Origin of the sequence: Comamonas odontotermitis (assembly GCF_020080045.1) — a bacterium.
Taxonomy (GTDB): domain Bacteria; phylum Pseudomonadota; class Gammaproteobacteria; order Burkholderiales; family Burkholderiaceae_C; genus Comamonas; species Comamonas odontotermitis.
In genome coordinates this window covers 1,128,613-1,146,767 of record NZ_CP083451.1, presented here as the reverse complement: position 1 = coordinate 1,146,767, position 18,155 = coordinate 1,128,613, and the positions used below count along the sequence as shown (strand labels likewise).

The following is an 18,155-nucleotide window of genomic DNA, read 5'->3' as shown; positions in this document are numbered from 1 at the left end:
ATATGTACGCCTGGCACAGCGCTCCGCCATGGCGCAGATGCGGGCAGTCACCTGCCACACTACGAAAAAGAGACGCCGCAGCGTCTCCTTTCTATGATTTTGATAGCTGCCAGCGCACATCCATACTGCGCAAACGCCCTTTTTATCCAGTTTATGCGCCGCGCGCTGCCTGCACAAAGCATTGCTGCAGCTGCGACATCCATGCGTCCTTGCGCTCTTGTGGCACAAAGCTCGCCTCAAAGCTGTTGGCAGCCAGCTGGTAGGCTTCGCGCGCGCCCATGCCGGTGGCAGCAAACAGCTGCACAAAGTTGTCGTTCACATAGCCGCCAAAATAGGCTGGATCGTCCGAGTTGACGGTCGCTACCAGCCCTTGCGCCAGCAGTTGGGGCATGTTGTGGTCGGCCAGATCAGGGAAGACCTGCAACTTCTGGTTGGACAGCGGGCAGACGGTGAGCGGAATGCGCTCCTCTTTCAAACGCTGGACCAGGGCTGCGTCATGCACGGCCTGCACGCCGTGGTCAACACGTTCGGCGTGCAGCAGATCCAGCGCACCCCAGATATAGGCTGGAGGCCCCTCTTCACCCGCATGGGCCACGCGGCGCAGGCCCAGGTCCTTGCAGTGGGCGAACACGCTGGCAAACTTCTCCGGCGGATTGCCGACTTCGCTGCTGTCCAGGCCCACGCCGCTGAAGTAGTCGCGGTAGGGCAAGGCCTGCTCCAGCGTGAGCCAGGCGTCGTCCTCGCTCAGATGGCGCAGGAAATTCAGGATCAGTTGCGAGGTGATGCCCCAGCGCTTTTCCGCCACCTGGCAGGCGCGGTGCAAGCCCAGGATGACGTGCTTGATGTGCACGCCGCGTGCCGTGTGCGTCTGCGGATCGAAAAATATCTCCGTATGCACAACGTTGTCAGCCACGGCCTTTTCCAGGTAGGCCATGCCCATGTCATAGAAATCCTGCTCGGTCAGCAGCACGCTGGCGCCTGCGTAGTAGATGTCGAGAAAGCTCTGCAGATTGGTGAAGGCGTAGGCCGCGCGCAAGGCTTCCACATCCGGGTAGGCCAGCGCCACACCGTTACGCTGGGCCAGCGCAAAGATCAACTCGGGCTCCAGCGAGCCTTCGATATGCATGTGCAGCTCGGCTTTAGGCATGGCGCGCAGCAGGGCAGGCAGGCGGTCTGCAGGCAGATCATGGGGAAAATCGGTGGGCAAGGAGGGCATGGGTACTTTCTGTTTGTTTTGTGGTTTTTATCGATTTCGGCCGCTGGCGGAGGTGCTGCAAGCGCCAGCAGTTCAATTTTCATAGCAGTTTGCCAGTATCGCAAAGTCCGATGAATGAACCACTGTAACGAAAAAAGGGCCGCATGTGCGGCCCTGGGCATGTGCCAAAAGCGGTTTACTGCGCGCCTGGCACCTTGCCGTCCACGCCCTTGACGTAGAAATTGATACCGCGCAGGAAGTCGTCATCCGCCGACTTGCCCTCTTCCACCACGGCCTTGCCGGATTGGTCCAGGATCGGGCCCTTCCAGATGGTGAAGGTGCCGTCCTTCAGGCCCTTTTTCACTTCCTCGATCCTGGCCTTGGCGTTGTCGGGAACATCAGGCGCCAGTGACACGATGTCGATGGCGTTTTCCTTCACACCCCACCAGGTGTGCTGGCTGGTCCACTTGTTGGCCAGCACGTCGTTCACCACCTTGCTGTAGTACGGTGTCCAGTTGATGATGGCCGAACCCAGATGCGCCTTGGGGCCGTAGGCCGTCATGTCCGAATCCCAGCCAAAGGCACGCTTGCCTTTTTCCTCGGCCGTCTTGAGCACGGCAGGCGAATCGGTGTTTTGGAACAGGATGTCGGCGCCGCCGTTGATCAGGCCCGTGGCTGCCTCGGTTTCCTTCGGCGGCGCAAACCATTCGTTCACCCAGACCACCTTGGTGGTGATCTTCGGATTCATCGACTGGGCGCCCAGGGTGAAGCTGTTGATGTTGCGCAGCACCTCGGGGATCGGCACCGAGCCAACAACACCCAGCACATTGGACTTGGTCATCGCTCCGGCAATGACGCCCGCCAGATAGGCGCCTTCGTAGGTGCGGCTGTCGTAGGTCGCCACATTGGTGCCCTGTTTGTAGCCCGTGGCGTGCTCGAATTTCACATCCGGGAAATCGGGCGCGATGCGCTGGATCGGCTCCATGTAGCCGAAGCTGGTGGCAAACACCAGTTTGTTGCCGTTGGCCGCCATGTCGCGGAACACGCGCTCGGCATCGGCACCTTCAGGAATGCTCTCGACGAATGAGGTCTGGATCTTGTCGCCAAATTCCTTCTCGATGGCCTTGCGCGCCTGGTCGTGCGCAAACGAATAGCCGCCGTCGCCCACGGGGCCCACGTAGCCAAAGGCAATCTTGAGCGGCTCTGCAGCCGGTGCAGGCGCAGCAGCTGCCGGTGCGGGGGCCGGCGCAGGCGCTGGCTCGTCTTTCTTGCCGCAGCCCACCAGGGCCGCACTGGCCAGGGCCGAAAGGGCTGCTACCTTGAGCAGCGAACGCTTGTGCATGGGATTCATGGAAAAGTCCTCGGTTGCGTGGTTGTTATCGGGGAGATCAATCAAACTGTGTTCAATATAGGCACAAAGCATGGGATTTGCCGAGCTCTGCCGCCAAAAAACGACAGGTCATGGTCTGCATGGATGCAGCGCCCTGCTCCGTACCCTCTAGCAAAAAGGGCGCCAATGCGCCCTTTGCCGTGTCTAGTTGGTACCGGGTACCTTGCCCTCAATACCGTTCACATAGAAATTGATGCCGCGCAGGAAGGCGTCGTCAGCCACCTTGCCAGCTTCGAGCACCTGCTTGCCGGTGTTGTCCTGCACAGGGCCCGTCCAGACGGCAAAGCTGCCGTCCTTCATGCCGGCCTTGGCCTTTTCGACCTTGTCCTTGATCTCTTGCGGCACATCGTCTGCGATCTTCTTGAGGTCCATGGCGCCTTCCTTCACGCCCCACCAGAAGTTGCCGGTCTGCCATTTGCCAGCCAGGGTGTCTTCTACCACCTTGGTGTAGTAAGGCGTCCAGTCGATCACGGCTGAGCCCAGGTGCGCCTTGGGCGCAAAGGCGCTCATGTCGCCATCCTTGCCAAAGGCGCGCACGCCGCGCTCTTCGGCGGTCTTGAGCACCGCTGGCGAATTGGTGTTCTGGTACAGCACATCCACACCACCGTTGATCAGGCTGGTGGCGGCTTCGGATTCCTTGGGTGGCGCAAACCATTCGTTCACCCACACCACCTTGGCCTTGATCGCAGGATCAATGCTCTGCGCGCCCAGCACGAAGCTGTTGATGTTGCGCACCACTTCGGGGATCGGCACCGATGCCACCACGCCCACCGTCTTGGTCTTGGTCATGGCGCCCGCCACGACGCCAGCCAGGTAGGCGCCTTCAAAGGTCTTGGTGTCATAAACGGCCACGTTGTCACCGGTCTTGTAGCCGGTGGCGTGCTCGAACTTCACATCCTTGAGGTCGGCTGCAGCCTTCTGCACGAATTCCTGGTAGCCAAAGCTGGTGGCGAAGACCAGCTTGTTGCCCTGGCCTGCCATGTCGCGCATCACACGCTCGGCATCGGCAGATTCAGGCACGCTCTCGACCATCGAGGTCTCGATCTTGTCGCCAAACTTTTCCTGAATCGCCTTGCGGCCCAGCTCGTGCTGGTAGGTCCAGCCACCATCGCCAATAGGGCTGACGTAGACGAAACCGATTTTCAACTTGTCAGCAGCCGGAGCGGCTGCAGCAGGTGCTGGCGCAGCCGCCGGGGCCGCAGCTTCTTCTTTCTTGCCGCAGGCCACGAGAGCCGCCATGGAAATTGCCGACAGGCCGATCAACTGGATCAAGGTACGTTTGCTGGAATGGCTCATGGGTGAACGCTTTCGAATCTGAAATGGTGGAACGGAATGGGTTACTGCCTATACTTTTTATGAACCCGGGTAGAACGGTTTGCCCAGCGATGCCGGCATGTTGACGCGAATCCAGGTTGGATTACGCGACATGATTGCCAGCACCACAATGGTGGCCACATACGGCAGCATGGACAGCAACTGGCTGGCCACCTGCACACCCGTGGCCTGCAGGTGGAACTGCAGCATCGTCACGCCGCCGAACAGGTACGCCCCCAGCAGCACGCGCGCCGGGCGCCAGGTGGCAAAGGTTGTGAGTGCCAGCGCAATCCAGCCGCGCCCCGACACCATGTTTTCCACCCACAGTGGCGTATACACCACCGAGATGAATGCACCAGCCAGCCCGCACAACGCGCCGCCAAACACCACGGCCATCAGGCGGATGCGGCGCACGGGGTAGCCCAGTGCATGGGCAGAGGCAGGCGATTCGCCCACCGAGCGCAGCACCAGGCCTGCCCGGGTACGGTAGAGGAAATAGACCATGACCGCAGCCAGCACCATGGTGCCGTAGACCAGTGGATGCAGGGTGAAAAGCGCCTTGCCAACGACAGGCAGGTCTTCCAGCACCGGAATGCCATATTTGGGCGATGCCGGCATCTTGGCCTGCACATAGTTGATGCCGACAAATGCCGAGAAGCCCACGCCGAACAGGCTCAGCGCCAGGCCGGTCGCGTACTGGTTGGTATTGAGCCAGATCACCAGCCAGCCAAACACCAGTGCCAATGCCGCACCCGCGGCCATGCCCGCCACAAAGCCCAGCCAGGTGCTACCCGAGTGCACCACGGTGGCAAAGCCCGCAATGGCGGCGCACAGCATCATCCCCTCGGCGCCCAGGTTGACGATACCGGCCTTTTCATTGATCAGGAGGCCCAGCGCCGCCAGCGCCAGAATGGTGCCCGCCGTCAGCGTGGAGCCCAATAACAGTGCGTAAGCGTCCATCACAGGCCTCCCTTCACAGCGACAGCGGGCCGCACCCAGCGCACCCGGTAGGCGATCAGGGTGTCGCAGGCCAGCAAGGTGAACAGCAGCATGCCCTGGAACACGCCGGTCAGCGACTTGGGCAAGCCCAGGCGCGACTGCGCGAGCTCGCCACCGATATAGAACATGCTCATCAAAATGGCGGAGAACACCATGCCCACTGGGTGCAGGCGCCCCACAAAGGCCACGATGATGGCCGCAAAGCCGTAGCCCATGGGCACATAGGGCGTGAGCTGGCCTACGGGGCCCGCCACTTCCAGCGCCCCTGCCAGGCCTGCACAGCCGCCCGAGATCAGCAATGCCGTCCACAGCGCGCGGCGCGAGCTGAAACCCGCATAGCGGGCCGCGGCCGGTGCAAGACCGCCCACCTGCTGCGCAAACCCCACTTTGGTGCGAAACAGAAACACCCACAACAGGGCCGCCGCCACCAGGGCAATGATGACGCCGATGTTCATGCGCATGCCCTGCACCAGCTTCGGTATCTGGGTGACGCGCTCGAACATCTTGGTCTGCGGAAAGTTGTAGCCCATCGGGTCTTTCCACGGGCCATACACCAGATATCCGAGGAACAAGGTGGCCACATAGACCAGCATCAGGCTCACCAGAATCTCATTGGCATTGAACTTGTCGCGCAGCAACGCCACAACGCCAGCCCAGGCCATGCCGCCTGCCACACCGGCGAGCAGTACGACGGGCACGATCCAGCCTCCTGTGCCCTTGCCCGCCATCAGCGCCACACCGCCAGCGGCAATGGCCCCCATGACGAACTGCCCCTCGGCACCAATGTTCCAGACGTTGGAGCGAAAGCACACGGCCAGGCCCAGTGCAATCAAGAGCAGCGGGGTGGCCTTGACGGTGAGTTCTGCCAGCGCATTGGCCGATTTGACCGGTTCCCAGAAGAAGGCCTGCAGGCCGCGAACCGGGTCCTTGCCCAGCAGCGCGAACAGTGCAATGCCCAGAAGCACGGTGATGACCAGTGCCAGCAATGGAGACGCCAGGGTCCAGATGCGTGATGGCTGCGGGCGGGCTTCAAGCTTGAGCATGGGCCACCTCCGCGTTGCTTGTGGGCCACAGGCCGCTCATCCATTCGCCAATCTGCGCCACGGTGGCATCGGCACGCGCCACCGAAGGCGACAGGCGTCCATGGGCAATCACATGCAGGCGATCACTGATTTCAAACAATTCGTCCAACTCCTCACTGACCACCAGCACCGCGCAGCCCGCATCGCGCAGCGCGAGTATCGCCCCGCGAATCTGCGCTGCGGCGCCCACATCCACGCCCCAGGTCGGCTGCGACACAATCAGCAGGCTGGGCTTGGCGTCGATCTCCCGGCCCACAATGAATTTCTGCAGATTGCCCCCCGACAGCGACTGCGCCGCCGAGTGCGGGCCGCCCGCCTTGACGCCAAAGCGATCGATGATGTTGCGCGCCATGGTATCGAGCAGCCCCATGCGCAGCCAGCCGCCAGGGCCGACCATCTCCTTGCGGGTCAGAATCAGATTGTGGGCCAGGCCCATGCTGGGAACGGCTCCCCGGCCCAGACGCTCTTCCGGTACGAAATGCAGCCCCAATGCGCGGCGGCGGCCCGGTGTCAGGCGACCTGCGGGCGTGCTGCCGATCATCACCATCGCAGGCGCAGCGCGCATGTCCTCCCCCGACAGCGCGTAGAGCAGCTCCTTCTGGCCGTTGCCGGATACTCCGGCGATGCCAACCACCTCGCCAGCGCGCACCTGCAGCGATATGCCGTCGATATCGACGCCGAACTGGTCTTGCCGAGGCAGTCGCAGTTGCTGCACCTGCAGTACGGCAGCACCGACCTGGCTGGGGCGCAGCTCCAGTTGCGGCGGCTCTGCGCCAATCATCATGCGCGAAAGCGAGGCATTGCTCTCAACAGCCGGGTTGCATTCGCCCGTGACCTGCCCGGCGCGCAACACCGTGCAGGCGGTGCACAGCGCGCGAATCTCGTGCAGCTTGTGGCTGATATACAGAATGCTGCAGCCCTCTGCAGCCAGCTTGCGCAGCACCACGAACAGCTTTTCCACCGCCTGCGGCGTCAGCACCGAAGTAGGCTCGTCCAGGATCAGCACGCGCGGCTTGGTCAGCAGGCCGCGAATGATCTCGACCCGTTGCATTTCGCCGACGCTCAAGGTATGGACCGGGCGCAGCGGATCCACTTCCAGCCCGTACTCGCCGGCAACGGCAGTGATGCGTGCAGTCACCTCGGCCAGCGAAAGCCGCTTGTCCTGACCCAGCCAGACATTTTCCGCAACCGTCAGGGTATCGAACAGGCTGAAATGCTGGAACACCATGCTGATGCCAAGCTGGCGGGCTTCCTGCGGGTTGCGCACCTGCACCGGTTTGCCATCGACCAGGATCTGGCCCTCGTCCGGCTTCACCGATCCATAGATGATCTTCATCAACGTGGACTTGCCTGCGCCGTTTTCGCCGAGTATGGCGTGTATCTCGCCCGCGTGTACCGTCAGTGATACCTGGTTATTGGCAACTACCGCGGGGTAGCGCTTGGTGATGCCGATCAGCTGTAACCGGGGCACTGCAGTGCCTGCGGTCGTCGGAGTCGGAGTCTGTGCATTCATGGGCCGCAATTGTCTCTCAGAATGTTACGGGGAGCGGGAGAAAATCCGGAGAAGCGCTCACTTACATCGATTTTCTACACGGTGCCAGCAGTACTACGCAAGGATTGCGCCACTTTCTTGAGGCAATCACGGAGCCAGGCTGCGGCGTCCGATGCATGCGAGCGCGCATGCCACAGCAGGTAGTAATCGAGTGGCGGCAGTTGCGCGGGGCACTCCAGAATCTCGACAGGCAACTGGCCTCTGAACCGCTCGCAGAACTGGCGGCCGGTCGTCAGCACCAGCAAAGTGGATGCACACATGGCCGGAATGGCACTGAAATGGGCACAGCGCGCCGTGATGCGACGCTGCAGCCCCATGGCGTCCAGATGTGCGTCGATGATGCCGCGCGCGCCAGGGTGGGTGGCCGTGGGGGCGATGTGCTCGGCCTCCAGCCAGCTGGTCACATCCCAGCCTCGTCGTACTGCCGGGTGCTTGCTGCTGACGAGGCACACCACCTCGTCGCGCATCAGATTGGCCATGTGCAGGTCATCGGTGGGTTGTAACCAATTGCCGACCACCACATCGATGTCACCGTTGGCCAGTTGCGCGTGGTAATGGGTTTCGGGCGAAAGCGGATAGATCTCGACCGTACACAGCGGCGCTTCGGCCTTGATATGTGCGACCAGGGTGGGCAGGTAGAGCGGGTCGAAGTAATCGCTTGCTGCAATCCGGAAGGTGCGTGTGGCCGTGCGCGGGTCAAAGCTGCGCACATCGCTGAACAGGCCTTCTGCCGCCCGCAGGATGGCCGCTGCCGGCTCCACCATGCGTTGGCCTGCCTCGGTCGGCATCATGCCGGCACCCGAGCGCACCAGCAGAGGATCGCCCGCCAACTCGCGCAGGCGCTTCAGGGCCGCCGACACCGCAGGTTGGTACATGCCCAGGCGCAACGCCGCACGCGAGACGCTGCGCTCGGTCAGCACCGTGTGCAGCACCCGGATGAGGTGCAGGTCTATCTTGTCAAACAGGGTTTGGTCTCGCATGCCGGCGGGCACGCAGCGCATGCCAGAAAAACTCGTATCCGACGAGCTTAGCAGCAGTGGCCCTCGCGGCAATCCCGGTCTTACCCGTGGCGCAACGACGCACCACTTGTTTCCACCCGGTCGGCTTTCCAGTGCACGCTGTTACCGCCTTGCCGCTTGGCCTCGTAGCAGGCCATGTCTGCAGCACGGATCACCTGGTGGGCATCGGCAAAGCCTGCGTCCATGTGCAGCAGCCCGATGCTGACCGTGACCATGAAGTGCTTGCCACGCAGCTCTGGCTGCCAATTCTGCAGCGCTTCGCACAGCTGCCTTGCGAGCGCGTCGGCTTTTTCGCGGCTGCACTGGCGCAACACCAGGGCAAACTTGTCGCCAGCCACACGCGCGGCAAACCCCTGAAATGGCTGGAGCATCTGCAATTGGCGCGCCACCTGTTGCAGCACCAGGTCACCTTGCGCATGGCCTGCCAATGCGTTGATGGACGACATGTTGTCGACATTCACATAGAACAGGACCGGCGTGCTGGGAGAGGATCCGTCCAGGCCTTCACGCTGCGCCTGCAGCATGGCGGTGAGATGCGAGAACAGCGCATCGTAACTGGGCAATTCGGTCAACTTGTCCTGCTGTGAGGCCGAACGGCTGGCCACCCGGGCCTGGCCCGCGCGCACAAAGCACCATAGATAACCCTCTGCCACACCAGGCACGCGCACCATCTGCACCGTGGCGATCACCGGTGCCCCCGACTGGTGGCGCAAGCTCACCGTCACCTCGGCGCTGCCATCACGAGACAGCAATGGCTGGGCCTGATTCCACAACGCGTCCAGATCCGCCGCATCCATCGCCAGCAATTGCACATCCTTACCCTCAAGCTCACTGCGGTCGTAGCCCAGGAGATGCGAAAGCGCCTGCGAAACCTGCACCATGCGCTCATTTTTCAGAAGCAACATGGAAAAGCGCGCACTTTCCAGCACGATATCGGCCAGTTGGGACTTCTGCTGCAAGCGGCGCTCCAGCAGGCTTTGCTGCTGCTGCAGGCTGCGCAACTGGCGCCCGATCTGATCGAGTTCATCCCCCGCAATCAGTGCCTCGCCCGGCATGGGCGGCGGGATATCGGCAACCATCGCCCTCAGCTTGCACGTATGCCACCACAGCCAGGCCAGGCTAAGAGCCACCATGGCGAGTGCCAGAGCCAGAACAGGCAGCCCCGCCCAAGTGTCGAGCATATGCCCCACCAGAGGCAGGCTTGCCTCATGCTGCACCACCCGCACCACCAGCCAGCGCGCGGCCGGAATCTCCGCCACGCTGATCAGTTGCGGTGCGCGCCACCAGGCTTTCGCGCCGTTGGACGCACCATTGCGCTCACGCTCGCTCCACAGCCGCAAAGCCTGGGCCAGCGCAGGCTCATCGACCGCCATGCCCAGAATACGGGATGGATCAGGGTGCGAGATGACCACTCCGCTGGTACTCATCACAACCAACTGCGCGTTCTCACGGGCCGGTACGGCCAACGACACAGGCAACAGGCTCTGCGACTGGAGGCGCAGCACACCGGCCATGGCGCCTTGCACACTGCCGTCTCGGGCCCGCAGCGGAATGCCCAGCGCGATGCTGGGCCCGCCCAGCGTACTCTTGACCGGATCGGATACCTGGGGTTTGCCGTCGACAATCACCCGCCTCAGCAGGTCGCGCTCTGCCGACTCCACCTCTGCCCGGTTGCCGTCGCCCGAGCGGAAATCCAGCCGAAACACCTGCGCGCCACGGGCGAAGACCATGCTGTCGAAGTAACGGGTGGCAGGCAACCCCTGGTCCAGCAGCCATTCAAGGGTGGGACGGGAGTCAAGCGCCCAGGGCGCTGCAGCCTCTGCCACGGTGGCCAGCACCTTCTGGCTCTGCTCAAGCTTGCTGCCGATCAGCTTGGCCAGAAGCTCCGTCTCATCAGCCTGCTGCGCCACGAGCTGCCGGGTGGTGCTTTCCTGGTTGCTGCGCACGACCAGCAGCCCCGCCAATGCCATTGCCAAGAGTACCAGCAGCGGCACCACCACCATCAATTGCAGAGTCCAGCGGCCCGCCACAGCACTGCCGGGCTGCGTGGCGTGCTGCGAAGGCAGCAGGCGTTGGTTGTCAAGCAGACGTCCCATACGCTCCCTAGGCGGCCTTAACGGCTGGTAGATAAGGGAGACGGATTGCCAAAGGCAAGGACATGGCGCAACTCCTGTTCAGACTGCGCACATGTTCGCTATTTCAGCGCCATCCCGCTATCGGTAGAAGGCCGTAAGGAAAACACCTTGGTCCAAGGGTTTGCAGGAAAGCACCGCAAGAGGCTCGCACAGCCACTGAGCCAGAAAATCAGGATTTAGCCAGTTGGCGCAGCGACTCCGGCTGGGGCAGCCGCAGGCTTTTGCCCATGCCATCGAGCAGCCCCTGGTCACGCAGCTGCCGCAGCACGCGCGACAGGGTTTCTGGCGCGATACCGAGGTGGGCGGCAATCTGGCGCTTGGACTGGGCCAGATGTACGGCCAATCCGCCAATAGCTTCGCTGGCCTGCACGGGCTCGGCATGCTGCAGCAGCCATTGGGCACAGCGCGCCACTGCATCCTGCGCCACCCGGCTCACTGCCAGCGCAGCCTGCTGGCAGTAGCCCTGGGCCATGCTGGTCACCAGGCCTTGCGCATCGGCAGGCCATTGCTGCAGGCTGCTGCGCAATTGCTCGACCGGTACCGAGCGCCACTGCACGGGCGTCTGCGCAACCATGTCCACCGCACACGGCTGGCCCGCCAGTGCCGGGGCCGCATCCAGCCAGCAAGGCGCATGCATTACCCCCAGCAGATGGCGCATGCGCCCCTCTTCATGAACGCCAAAGACCACGGTGCCGCTTTCAAGGTACAGCACATCCGCCAACGGCTGATGCCGTCGACGCACCGTCGCGCCAGCAGGCGCGCTGTGGGTCACAAAGTCATCCAAAGAAAGCAGATCGAGCATGACCCGCACTTTGCATGCCGCTGCCCTCGCGCGTATTGAGCTACATCAATCCACTTGCGTGCTGCTTCTACACCACACCTCGTGTAAGTTCTGACTGACACAGCGCAGGTTGAAACGCATATTTCACTGTGGGGCTACCCACTTTTGAAAACTTCCTCAATTCCCTGTCAAAAAACTGAAACAAAGGACTGCTATGCATAACAAAAAACTGCTCGCGATGGCTGCCATGCTGGCTTGCGCTGCAGCAGCACAAGCCCAGTCGTCGGTCACGGTGACCGGTCTGACCGACATTTATGTGGGCTCGATGAAGGCCCCTGGCGATGCCGGTCGCAGCAACGTCGTCAACAGCGGCGGCATGACCACCTCTTGGATCGGCTTCCAGGGCACAGAAGATCTGGGCGGAGGCCTCAAGCTCAATTTCATGCTGAACAGCTTCTTCCGCGGCGACACGGGCTCTCCTGGCCGCTTCAATGGCGACCCATTCTTCTCGCGCGATGCCTTTGTGGCCCTGGATGGCGGCTTTGGCCGCGTATTGCTCGGCCGCACGGTGGCACCCAACTTCGTGCCCACCATCTCCTTCAATCCCTATGGCGACTCGTTCACTTTTTCGCCACTGGTACTGCACCAGAACATCAGCGGTCCGGCTTGGCAGAGAACCAACCCCACCGATACCGGTTGGAGCAACCAGATCGTCTATTCCACCCCTGACTTCAGCGGTCTCAGGGCGAATGTGCACTACCAGTTTGGCGAGCAACCCGGCGATAACGGCAAGAAGAATGTCGGCGTCAACGCTACCTACAGCCAGGGCCCGCTGGGCCTGACGGCGTTTTACGAAGACGTCAGCATCACCAGCCCCATTGCCACCGTGCTACCTGATGGCCGCAAGAACTGGATGCTGGGCGCACGCTATGACTTTGGCGTGGTCAAGACCTTTGCCACCTATGGCCAGACCAAGGGCAAGAATGACGACTACAAGGCCAAGACCGGCTCGCTGGGCGCCACCATTCCACTGGCTGCCAACAGCCGCATCCTGGCCGCCTGGGCTCAGTCCAAGCTGGACCAGTCCAGCACCAAGCGCAACACGGTCTCGATTGGCTACAACTACGACTTTTCCAAACGCACCGATGGCTACGCCATCGTGATGTATGACAAGGTCAAGGACGTTGGCAGCAGCACCAGCGTGGGCGTGGGCATTCGCCACCGCTTCTGACCCTAGCCCATTGCGCGTCAGCCGATGCTCTCCATACCGCCACTTGAATGCACCTGCGACCTTGCACTCTGATGGATAGCCTCTGACGCGCATTACCTATGCGCAAACAAGCAAAAACCTCCAAGCAAAGTTTGGAGGTTTTCTTGTTCCTGGATCAAACCAGAGGTGAAGAGCTACCGAGCGGCAGAACCAACGCCATGAAAAACGCCCTCAGCAGAGGGCGTTTCGTCGGCAATTCATCGGCCAGCCATCAAGGTGCCGTCGACGCACCGCTTTCATACCAGCGCTTGACCAGATCGCGCTCGTCGGCAGACAGGCCATCGGGGTTGCCGAATGGCATCTTCTTGAGCACCACCACCTGTTGGTAAATCTGCTGAGTATGCTGCGCCACTTCGCCCGGCGAATCCAGCTTCACGTTCTTCTGCGCGAGGCCAGCCGCGCTGTGGCAGGCCACGCAATGCTGGGCAAACACCTTGGACACCTCGCTGTACGCCACAGCTCCTTCTGCTGCAGGCTTTGCAGCCGCTGCGGGTGCTGCCGGCGCGGCAACCTGGGGAACAGGCTTGAGCCAGACCATCACGCCCAGGATGGCGGCCACGCCGATCACCGCATACGGCCATGGATGCTTGTTGCGGCCAAGCTTGAAGCCATGGCGCAGTACAAAGAACTGGCGAATGGCAGCCCCCGCGAACATCATGAAAATCAGCACCAGCCAGTTGTACTTCTGGTTGTACAGCCAGCCGTAGTGGTTGGAGAGCATGGCAAACAGCACTGGCAGCGTGAAATAGGTGTTATGCACGCTGCGCTGCTTGCCGCGCTTGCCGTGGATGGGGTCGACCGGTTCACCGTTCTTGAGCGCGCGCACCACCGTGCGCTGGCCGGGGATGATCCAGAAGAACACATTGGCGCTCATTGATGTCGCCAGCATGGCGCCCATCAGAAGGAAAGCCGCCTGGCCGGGGAAGATGTGGCAGGCCAGGAAGGCTGCGATGCAGACCAGCACCAGCACCAGGGCGCCCACAATGCCATCGCCATTCTTCTTCTGGCCGAAGGTGCGGCAGATGCCGTCATACAACAGCCAGAACACCACCAGAAAACTCAGCGCCGCAAACACCGCCATCGGCGTGCTCATGGCATTGGGGTTGGCGGGGTTGACCAGATAGATATTCGCATTCCACAGGTAGGACACCGTCAGCAGCGCAAAGCCGGACAACCAGGTGGTATAGCTTTCCCAGTAGAACCAATGCAGGTGATCGGGCAGCTTGGGGGGTGAGACATTGAACTTGACCGGGTGGTAGAAGCCGCCGCCGTGCACGGCCCATAACTCGCCACTGACGCCCTGCTTCTTCAGGTCTTCGTCTTCGGGCGGCGTCAGGCTGCTGTCCAGAAACACAAAGTAGAACGACGAGCCCACCCATGCAATTGCCGTGATGACATGCAGCCAGCGCAGCAAGAGATTCGCCCAGTCGAGGATATAGCCTTCCATCGCTTTCATCCTTGGCAGCGTGGAGCTGCCCTAGCGGGCGGCGCTGTTGCGTGGGGCAACCGGCACCGTCCGGGAAAAGCTGCTCACCACTGCGGGCGCTCTGAGCAGCCAAGTGGCCGCGCTCCACAGCAATCATTGATGCCAGGGCTCCGCTGCGACCATTTTGTAGACGCAAAGTGTATGCAATTTTTGACGACAGCGGGAGCTTATTGCGTCACGCTCGCCCTAGTTAAAACCCTGATGTGAAATACACCATGATTACGCACTGTCTCGAACAGGTGCGTGCAACCAAGGCTAAAAGATGCCTTCCTTCGGCCTCTGGAGTACAGCATGAAAGCGCCGCCAGCTATCAAATTAATAGTTCAATGACTGCAAAAGCTGCGCTGCCACCGCAATGGCAATCACTTCGGGCGCCTTGCCCGTGATGCCCGGCACGCCGATCGGACAGGTGACACGGGCAAATTCAGTGGCAGAAAAACCGCGCTCTTCCAGGCGATGCGCAAAACTCGCACGCTTGGTGGCACTCCCGATCAGGCCGACCATGCCCAAATCGCCCTGCTCGCGCAACCGCGCAAGGCAGGACTGGGTGATGAACAGGTCCTGCTGGTGGTTGTGCGTGAGGATGAAAATACTGCTGCCTGCAGGCAGATCGGCCACCGCAGCCTCGATGGGCTCGGAGTGCTCGGCCACCACATTGGCGGGCAACTCGGTGGGAAAGATCGCGTCCCGGCTGTCCACCCAGGTGATTTGCAGAGGCAATGGCGCCAGCACCTGCACGAGAGCCGCACCTACGTGACCAGCGCCGAAAATGGCGACCGGCGCGAACTTCTCCGCCAGCCGAGCCTGCAAGGCAGCACGGTCTGCGAGCCCCACCTTCAAAAAACGCAGATGCACCACGCCGCCGCAACATTGGCCAAGTTTGGGGCCCAATGGGTAGCGCTCGTGTGCCTCCGTCTCGCAGCCAGCCAGCATGGTGCGGGCTTTTTCGGCGGCCAGCCATTCCAGGTGGCCGCCCCCGATGGTTCCGATCTGGCCCATGGCGGTTGGTGCAACACCTGTACCAAACACCGCCATCCATGCGCCCTGCTCACGTGGCGCCGACCCCTGGGTCGCCTCGACTTCGACCAGGCACGCCGGCTCCGTTGACAGGCGGGCCAATAGTTGCTGCAACGCACGCATTCCTAGTTCTCCATCCCGAAAGGCGGCAACGCCCATTGGCGCTGCACGCTATCATTTCTACCATGACCGAACCCAACCCCAGCGCCTGGCAGCGCTTCTGGAAGAGAATCACCGGCCACGCAGATTCCAAATCCAGCCTGGCTGCCACGGAAGGTACAGCGGCACAGCCCGCGCCACCTGCGCCTTCTGCACCATCTGCCGACAAGCCCGTCACACTGTCTGCCGCCCGTAACGAAGATGAGTACCGCCGCGAGTGCGCGCGCCACCTGTACGATCGTTATGCGGACCGCATCTTCCAGGGCATGATGCCGCCCATGCTATACGCCATCGGCAGCCTGGAGCTCTATCTGGACGCCCAAGGCCGTATCGAAGGCCTGAACTGGCTGCGCGAACCAAGCCACGCACCAGAAGTAGTGCAGCAGATCGAAGACATGGTCTACGACGCCGCCCCTTTTCCGGCTGCACCCCGGCTGGCACAAACCATTTACACCGATACCTGGCTGTGGGATGAAAGTGGCCGCTTCCAGCTGCACACCCTCACCGAAGGCCAGCGCTGATTGCTATCCAAACAGTAGCCTGTCGCACGCATCAACAGCGCGCTACAGAAGCTATTCTCAGAAGCCTTGGCCGCGAGTGCCTGCCAACATGTCGGGCATAACCTGCATCACGAGCCTCGGTACGTGGAATAGCTCCAGGGGCTGACCAGAAGCGGCACGTGGTAGTGCTGGTCCACATTGGCCACGCCAAAATCCAGGCTCACCTTGTTCAGAAAGCTGGGCTCGGGCAGTTGCACGCCCCGTGCCTTGAAATAAGCCGCCACGTCAAAAGTCAAACGGTACGTACCCACTTGGAGGGTGTTGTTGTCAAACAGCGGCGCGTCGGTACGTCCGTCGAGGTTCAAAACCAGGCTTTTGACCAAAGTGGCCTTGTCGCCTTCGGTGGCGAACAATTCCACCGCCATGCCCGCAGCGGGGCAGCCATTCATGGTATCGAGAACGTGGGTGCTGAGGCCCATAGGGAAATCTCCTGATGATTATGGTTAAGATGACACTGGTGATGTGCACTGAAAGTGTATACACTTTTTGTCAATCGATCTATCATCCTGGTATGGAATCCACCTCCACTTCCACCATCGCTCAGGCGCTGACCCGCGCCATCGTCGAGCACAAGCTGTTGCCAGGCACCAAACTGGCAGAGCAAAAGCTTGCCGATCACTTCGGGGTCTCTCGCACTCTGGTGCGCCAGGCGCTCTTCCAACTGTCGCAGAACCATCTGGTCACGCTCGAACCGGCCCGTGGCGCGTTCGTGTCTACGCCTTCGGTCGAAGAGGCCCGCCAGGTGTTTGCCGTGCGCAAGATGCTCGAGATAGAGATGACGCGCAACTTTGCGCAGAACGTGACGCCCAAACAGCTCAAGGCCCTGCGCGACCATGTCAAGCAGGAAGCCGCCGCGATGGGAGGCACCGATGTCAGCAGCCGTACCGAACTGCTGGGCGACTTCCATGTCCGCATTGCCGAACTGATGGGCAATGAAGTGCTTGCCCAGATGCTGAGCGATCTGATCTCCCGCTGCGCGCTGATCACATTGATGTACCAATCGGCCAGCGCCGCCGCGCATTCGCACGAAGAGCACGAGGCCATCGTGCAGGCGATTGCTGCACGAGATGTTGAAGGCGCCGTGCAGCTGCTGCAGGAGCACCTGGAGCACGTCGAGCAAGGCTTGCAGTTTGAGCGCGATATTCCCAGCAACGATTTGTCCATGGCTTTGTCCACGATCACGGTATGACTTACGACGCCACCGCCTCCTACCCCCGCGACCTCATCGGCTACGGCCGCGACGTGCCCCATGCGCAATGGCCGCAGGGCGCGCGCATTGCCGTGCAGTTTGTGCTGAACTACGAAGAAGGCGGTGAAAACAACGTGTTGCATGGCGATCCCGCCAGCGAGCAGTTCCTGTCCGAAATGTTCAACCCGGCGGCCTACCCTGAGCGCCACATGAGCATGGACGGCATCTACGAATACGGCTCGCGCGCAGGCGTGTGGCGCCTGCTGCGCGAATTTGAAAAACGCGGCCTGCCACTGACCGTGTTTGGCGTGGCCACGGCGTTGCAGCGCCACCGAGAACTGGCGCAGGCCTTTGCCGACCTGGGCCATGAAGTGGCCTGCCACGGCCTCAAGTGGATCCACTACCAGAACGTGCCCGAAGAGATCGAGCGCGCGCACATGCAGCAGGCCATGGATATCTTCAAGAATATCTATGGCAGCCGCGTCGAACACGGCCTGGGCTGGTACACCGGCCGCGACAGCCCCAACACCCACCGCCTGGTGGCCGATTTCGGCGGCTTTGCCTATGACAGCGATTACTACGGTGACGACCTGCCGTTCTGGATGAAGCTGCAAAAATCCGATGGCGCAGCCGCCCACCAGCTGATCGTGCCCTACACGCTCGACTGCAACGACATGCGCTTTGCGCTGCCCCAGGGCTACTCGCATGCCGATCCGTTCTTCCAGTACCTGAAGGACAGCTTTGACGTGCTGTATGCCGAAGGCGACCCGCATGGCGAGAACCGCCCCAAGATGATGAGCGTCGGCATGCACTGCCGCCTGCTTGGCCGCCCTGGCCGCATCACGGCGCTGCAGCGCTTTCTGGATCACATCCAGCAGCATGACAAGGTCTGGGTCTGCAAGCGCATCGACATTGCCCGCCACTGGGCCCAGCACTTTCCAGCCCCTGCACTTTGAATGAAAACGGCACCAAGTCCAAGTGCTTGATTGGCAAGCGCTGGATGCTCA

At 61.6% G+C, this 18,155-nt stretch carries 16 protein-coding genes; 4 read left to right on the top strand and 12 right to left on the bottom strand.

Annotated features, from left to right (window positions below):
* Positions 1-151: 151 nt before the first annotated feature.
* From LAD35_RS05325 to LAD35_RS05285, 9 genes are all read right to left on the bottom strand, one after another.
* The gene (locus LAD35_RS05325) at positions 152-1,216 is read right to left on the bottom strand and encodes an adenosine deaminase (protein ID WP_224151657.1); all 1,065 of its coding nucleotides are present in this window, start codon (positions 1,214-1,216) and stop codon (positions 152-154) included.
* A 175-nt stretch (positions 1,217-1,391) separates the two neighbouring features.
* Positions 1,392-2,546: a BMP family ABC transporter substrate-binding protein gene (locus tag LAD35_RS05320; protein ID WP_224151656.1), complete on the bottom strand. Its 1,155-nt coding sequence runs from the start codon at positions 2,544-2,546 to the stop codon at positions 1,392-1,394.
* A gap of 183 nt (positions 2,547-2,729) precedes the next feature.
* Positions 2,730-3,881 (bottom strand): BMP family ABC transporter substrate-binding protein, encoded by a 1,152-nt coding sequence (locus LAD35_RS05315; protein ID WP_224151655.1) that lies wholly within the window; start codon positions 3,879-3,881, stop codon positions 2,730-2,732.
* A 57-nt stretch (positions 3,882-3,938) separates the two neighbouring features.
* On the bottom strand, positions 3,939-4,859 hold the full coding sequence (locus LAD35_RS05310) for an ABC transporter permease (protein ID WP_224151654.1): 921 nt from the start codon (positions 4,857-4,859) through the stop codon (positions 3,939-3,941).
* Positions 4,859-5,941, bottom strand: coding sequence for an ABC transporter permease (locus LAD35_RS05305; RefSeq protein WP_224151653.1), 1,083 nt, complete (start codon positions 5,939-5,941; stop codon positions 4,859-4,861). Before LAD35_RS05305 ends, LAD35_RS05310 begins: the two co-directional genes overlap by 1 nt.
* Positions 5,928-7,493 carry an ABC transporter ATP-binding protein gene (locus LAD35_RS05300; protein WP_224151652.1) on the bottom strand — a complete coding sequence of 522 codons (1,566 nt, stop codon included), beginning with the start codon at positions 7,491-7,493 and terminating at the stop codon, positions 5,928-5,930. Before LAD35_RS05300 ends, LAD35_RS05305 begins: the two co-directional genes overlap by 14 nt.
* Positions 7,494-7,567: 74 nt before the next feature.
* On the bottom strand, positions 7,568-8,512 hold the full coding sequence (locus tag LAD35_RS05295; protein WP_224151651.1) for a LysR family transcriptional regulator: 945 nt from the start codon (positions 8,510-8,512) through the stop codon (positions 7,568-7,570).
* 80 nt (positions 8,513-8,592) lie between these two features.
* On the bottom strand, positions 8,593-10,647 hold the full coding sequence (locus LAD35_RS05290) for a diguanylate cyclase domain-containing protein (RefSeq protein ID WP_224151650.1): 2,055 nt from the start codon (positions 10,645-10,647) through the stop codon (positions 8,593-8,595).
* A 208-nt stretch (positions 10,648-10,855) separates the two neighbouring features.
* Positions 10,856-11,488, bottom strand: a complete 633-nt coding sequence (locus LAD35_RS05285; RefSeq protein WP_224151649.1) for a Crp/Fnr family transcriptional regulator — start codon at positions 11,486-11,488, stop codon at positions 10,856-10,858.
* 193 nt (positions 11,489-11,681) lie between these two features.
* Between LAD35_RS05285 and LAD35_RS05280 the strand changes: the two genes are divergently transcribed.
* Entirely contained in the window at positions 11,682-12,698 is a 1,017-nt protein-coding gene (locus tag LAD35_RS05280; RefSeq protein ID WP_224151648.1) for a porin, read from the top strand.
* Between the two features lie 250 nt (positions 12,699-12,948).
* On the opposite strand, the gene LAD35_RS05275 is transcribed toward LAD35_RS05280, so the two are convergent.
* Both LAD35_RS05275 and xdhC read right to left on the bottom strand, forming a co-directional pair.
* Positions 12,949-14,184, bottom strand: coding sequence for a urate hydroxylase PuuD (locus LAD35_RS05275; RefSeq protein WP_224151647.1), 1,236 nt, complete (start codon positions 14,182-14,184; stop codon positions 12,949-12,951).
* 354 nt (positions 14,185-14,538) lie between these two features.
* Positions 14,539-15,363, bottom strand: a complete 825-nt coding sequence (gene xdhC, locus LAD35_RS05270) for a xanthine dehydrogenase accessory protein XdhC (RefSeq protein WP_224151646.1) — start codon at positions 15,361-15,363, stop codon at positions 14,539-14,541.
* A 62-nt stretch (positions 15,364-15,425) separates the two neighbouring features.
* Between xdhC and LAD35_RS05265 the strand changes: the two genes are divergently transcribed.
* Positions 15,426-15,920 (top strand): hypothetical protein, encoded by a 495-nt coding sequence (locus LAD35_RS05265; RefSeq protein WP_224151645.1) that lies wholly within the window; start codon positions 15,426-15,428, stop codon positions 15,918-15,920.
* 107 nt (positions 15,921-16,027) lie between these two features.
* Here the strand turns inward: LAD35_RS05265 and uraH are convergent, their stop codons facing one another.
* Positions 16,028-16,378, bottom strand: a complete 351-nt coding sequence (gene uraH / locus LAD35_RS05260) for a hydroxyisourate hydrolase (RefSeq protein WP_224151644.1) — start codon at positions 16,376-16,378, stop codon at positions 16,028-16,030.
* A gap of 92 nt (positions 16,379-16,470) precedes the next feature.
* On the opposite strand from uraH, the gene LAD35_RS05255 reads away from it, so the two are divergent.
* Both LAD35_RS05255 and puuE read left to right on the top strand, forming a co-directional pair.
* On the top strand, positions 16,471-17,148 hold the full coding sequence (locus tag LAD35_RS05255; protein ID WP_184709207.1) for a GntR family transcriptional regulator: 678 nt from the start codon (positions 16,471-16,473) through the stop codon (positions 17,146-17,148).
* On the top strand, positions 17,145-18,104 hold the full coding sequence (gene puuE, locus LAD35_RS05250; protein WP_224151643.1) for an allantoinase PuuE: 960 nt from the start codon (positions 17,145-17,147) through the stop codon (positions 18,102-18,104). The genes LAD35_RS05255 and puuE overlap by 4 nt, the downstream gene beginning before the upstream one ends.
* Positions 18,105-18,155 lie beyond the last annotated feature (51 nt).

What these genes read in the sequence shown, in the direction of transcription:
- LAD35_RS05325 (WP_224151657.1), bottom strand. Translation starts at nt 1,216, where the DNA reads ATGCCCTCCTTGCCCACCGATTTTCCCCATGATCTGCCTGCAGACCGC.
- LAD35_RS05320 (WP_224151656.1), bottom strand. Translation starts at nt 2,546, where the DNA reads ATGAATCCCATGCACAAGCGTTCGCTGCTCAAGGTAGCAGCCCTTTCG.
- LAD35_RS05315 (WP_224151655.1), bottom strand. Translation starts at nt 3,881, where the DNA reads ATGAGCCATTCCAGCAAACGTACCTTGATCCAGTTGATCGGCCTGTCG.
- LAD35_RS05310 (WP_224151654.1), bottom strand. Translation starts at nt 4,859, where the DNA reads ATGGACGCTTACGCACTGTTATTGGGCTCCACGCTGACGGCGGGCACC.
- LAD35_RS05305 (WP_224151653.1), bottom strand. Translation starts at nt 5,941, where the DNA reads ATGCTCAAGCTTGAAGCCCGCCCGCAGCCATCACGCATCTGGACCCTG.
- LAD35_RS05300 (WP_224151652.1), bottom strand. Translation starts at nt 7,493, where the DNA reads ATGAATGCACAGACTCCGACTCCGACGACCGCAGGCACTGCAGTGCCC.
- LAD35_RS05295 (WP_224151651.1), bottom strand. Translation starts at nt 8,512, where the DNA reads ATGCGAGACCAAACCCTGTTTGACAAGATAGACCTGCACCTCATCCGG.
- LAD35_RS05290 (WP_224151650.1), bottom strand. Translation starts at nt 10,647, where the DNA reads ATGGGACGTCTGCTTGACAACCAACGCCTGCTGCCTTCGCAGCACGCC.
- LAD35_RS05285 (WP_224151649.1), bottom strand. Translation starts at nt 11,488, where the DNA reads ATGCTCGATCTGCTTTCTTTGGATGACTTTGTGACCCACAGCGCGCCT.
- LAD35_RS05280 (WP_224151648.1), top strand. Translation starts at nt 11,682, where the DNA reads ATGCATAACAAAAAACTGCTCGCGATGGCTGCCATGCTGGCTTGCGCT.
- LAD35_RS05275 (WP_224151647.1), bottom strand. Translation starts at nt 14,184, where the DNA reads ATGGAAGGCTATATCCTCGACTGGGCGAATCTCTTGCTGCGCTGGCTG.
- xdhC (WP_224151646.1), bottom strand. Translation starts at nt 15,363, where the DNA reads ATGCGTGCGTTGCAGCAACTATTGGCCCGCCTGTCAACGGAGCCGGCG.
- LAD35_RS05265 (WP_224151645.1), top strand. Translation starts at nt 15,426, where the DNA reads ATGACCGAACCCAACCCCAGCGCCTGGCAGCGCTTCTGGAAGAGAATC.
- uraH (WP_224151644.1), bottom strand. Translation starts at nt 16,378, where the DNA reads ATGGGCCTCAGCACCCACGTTCTCGATACCATGAATGGCTGCCCCGCT.
- LAD35_RS05255 (WP_184709207.1), top strand. Translation starts at nt 16,471, where the DNA reads ATGGAATCCACCTCCACTTCCACCATCGCTCAGGCGCTGACCCGCGCC.
- puuE (WP_224151643.1), top strand. Translation starts at nt 17,145, where the DNA reads ATGACTTACGACGCCACCGCCTCCTACCCCCGCGACCTCATCGGCTAC.